3 protein-coding genes are annotated in these 1169 nt (G+C 61.8%); 1 reads left to right on the forward strand and 2 read right to left on the reverse strand.

What is annotated here, in order from left to right:
• Window positions 1-95: 95 nt before the first annotated feature.
• On the reverse strand, window positions 96-452 hold the full coding sequence (locus MJD61_18700; protein MCG8557294.1) for a type II toxin-antitoxin system RelE/ParE family toxin: 357 nt from the start codon (window positions 450-452) through the stop codon (window positions 96-98).
• Window positions 453-848, reverse strand: a complete 396-nt coding sequence (locus MJD61_18705) for a type II toxin-antitoxin system ParD family antitoxin (protein ID MCG8557295.1) — start codon at window positions 846-848, stop codon at window positions 453-455.
• Window positions 849-857: 9 nt separating this feature from the next.
• On the opposite strand from MJD61_18705, the gene MJD61_18710 reads away from it, so the two are divergent.
• Window positions 858-1169, forward strand: a 312-nt coding sequence (locus MJD61_18710) for a hypothetical protein (GenBank protein ID MCG8557296.1), incomplete at its 3' end; no start/stop codon positions are given.

Raw genomic sequence — 1169 nt, forward strand, 5'->3', positions numbered from 1 at the left:
CCGCCGCCCGTCGATCTGGAAACACGAGCCGTCCTCAAGGCCTGCATCGAGGCGATGGCTAGCAGCCTGCCCCGGTGCCGGTTTGCCGCTAGTCCCTACTCCTCGTCGCCTTCCTCGAGCCCGTAGCCCCGGGGCAAGTGGCGGGTCAGTTCCATCCCGTCGTAGAGCAAGCGACCGATTTCGACGACACCTTCGTCGCTGACCCGATAGAGGAAGAAGTGGCGCACACGCTTGCCACGACGCGCAATATGGTACGTGCGGGCTGCCGGGTGCAGCTCCTTGCGCTGCCGCGTCGTGGACCCCAAGGGATCACGGGCGAGTTCTTGGAGGGCCAGCTCGATCAGCGCGCGGTACTGCAGGTACTTGCGCCTACCGAACTCCTTGCGTGTGTGGCGAAGCACCTCGGCAATGTCTTTGTGGGCCGCATCGGCGATGCGGATCTGGCGCCCCATCTACGTGTCGCCGGCGGCAATGTCTCGGTCGATACGGGCCCACAGCTCCGAGAGCTCATCCCCGTCGTAGCTTCTGTATTCGCCCCGATCGAGCGCTTCAAAGGCATCGACAGTCAGACGTTTTAGCGCCTTGAGCTTTGCTTTCTCAACGTGCTCCTCATGTGCAAGTAGCCGAAGTCCTGCCCGGACCACTTCGCTCGCGTTCTGGTATCGACCCGATTGGACGCTCTTTGCCACGAAGCGGTCGTAATACTCCGACAGATTCACGTTGCGCGTGGGCATGCCCAAACCATGACTGCATTGGCAATAATTGGCAAGTGAAACCTCGATGCCGATCCTCGAAGGCGCTTGTACAGGTCTGCTCGACAGCGCGTGGCGTGCCGTGCCAAAGTGCATGGTAGAGCCATGGCATTGCGAATCGAGATCGATCGCGAGTCCGATGGACAGTGGATAGCTCGTATCACCGAGCTCGCTGGACTAGCGAGGCGCGGCAAAACCCGGACGGCTGCACTGCGTGCAGTGCAGGTGGAGGCGCTTCGAACCTTGGCCGGCCAGCTCGAACGCCGTGAGCGTGCCCCGTTCGGCGCATTCGCAGTCGAGCCCGTGGAGGGACCCGCAATTCTCTCGATTCGATCGAGGGCAGCCCAGACCTTGAGAGATCTCCAGGAATCGGCATCTGCGGATGGTCTGGACGAGCTCTCGGAACAAGACATAGAG

The organism is Pseudomonadota bacterium (assembly GCA_022361155.1).
In the GTDB taxonomy this organism is placed as follows: Bacteria; Myxococcota_A; Polyangia; order Polyangiales; family JAKSBK01; genus JAKSBK01.